Annotated in this window: 2 protein-coding genes; both read left to right on the top strand. The window is 68.5% G+C overall.

Annotation, left to right across the window (positions count from 1 at the left end):
• Positions 1-737: molybdopterin-binding protein (locus ACM0PY_RS21190; RefSeq protein ID WP_495493306.1), on the top strand; the 737-nt coding region annotated here is incomplete at its 5' end.
• On the top strand, positions 734-1262 hold a 529-nt coding region (locus tag ACM0PY_RS21185), incomplete at its 3' end, for a MoeA family protein (RefSeq protein ID WP_495493305.1). The genes ACM0PY_RS21190 and ACM0PY_RS21185, both read left to right, overlap by 4 nt.

The raw sequence follows: 1262 nt of genomic DNA, 5'->3' as shown, positions 1-1262 counted from the left end.
CGGAGCGGCAGGCGATCCGTGTGTGGTGCGAGTGCGCCAGCGAGGCGCGCACCGGCGTGGAGATGGAGGCACTGGCCGGCGTCAACGCGGCGCTGCTGACCCTGTACGACCTGAGCAAGCCGGTGGAACCGGCCCTGCGCATCGAAGGCATCCGCCTGCTGTTCAAGGAAGGCGGCAAGCGTGGTGTCTGGCTGCACCCGGACGGCATGGACGAGGCCGAGCGTGAGCGTTTCAAACCGTGTGCGCCGAAGGGCCTGGAAGGCGCGGCCTGCGCGGTGATCACGCTGAGCGATCGTGCCAGTGAAGGCACCTATGAAGATCAATCCGGTCCGACTCTGGCCGTTGGATTGCAGAAGTTGGGCGGCAAGGTTATTGCGACGGAAGTGCTACCCGATGGTGTTTTACCGCTAACCGGGCGCTTACGCGCACTCTCTGCGGATGGAATACGCCTATGCTTCTGTACCGGTGGTACCGGGCTGGGCCCTCGTGACCTGACCCCGGAGGCGCTGCGTTCGTTGAACGCGCGGCCGGTGCATGGCCTGGCGCAGATGGTGCGGGCACTCAGTGCACAGCACACTCCGATGGCCTGGCTGAGCCGCGCCGAGGTGGTGCAGCTGGGCAACATGCTGGTGTTCGCGCTGCCCGGCAGCCCGAAGGCGGCGGCGCAGTGCCTGGACATCCTGGCGCCGGTACTGGGCCACGCCCTGGTGATGGTCGAGGGTGGTGGCCACGGATGATTGCCTACAGCGAAGCCTTGCAGCACCTGCTGGACGCGGCCACGCCGCTGCTGGCCGAGCGCCTGCCGCTGCATGAGGCCGGCGGCCGTACCCTGGCCAGTGACATCCACAGCGGGCAGGCGTTGCCGCCGTTCGACAATTCGGCGATGGACGGGTTTGCGCTGCATTCCGGAGGTGAGACGTTCGAGGCCGGCCGCGAGTTCGCGGTTCAGGGCTGGCAGGCGGCCGGCGATGCCGGCGCCGAAGGCGGCGAGGGGGCCTGGGAGATCATGACCGGCGCGCGCATGCCAGTCGGGCTGGATACCGTGGTGCCGGTCGAGAACGTGGAGATCCTCACCAGCGAGGGCGGCCGCCCGACCCGCATTTCCTTGAAGGGCACGGTGAAACCCGGCCAGAATGTGCGCCTGCGCGGCGAGGACGTAAGCGACGGCGAGCGCGTGCTGCAGGCCGGGCAGGTGCTGGACATCAACGCGCGCACCCTGCTGCATGCCATCGGCGTAGGCGAGGTGGCGGTGGTGGCGCGGC

The sequence above is a fragment of the Stenotrophomonas sp. BR163 genome (assembly GCF_047520985.2).
GTDB lineage: Bacteria > Pseudomonadota > Gammaproteobacteria > Xanthomonadales > Xanthomonadaceae > Stenotrophomonas > Stenotrophomonas sepilia.
Note: the sequence above shows the minus strand (reverse complement) of the source record. Positions and strands in the feature narration are given on the sequence as shown.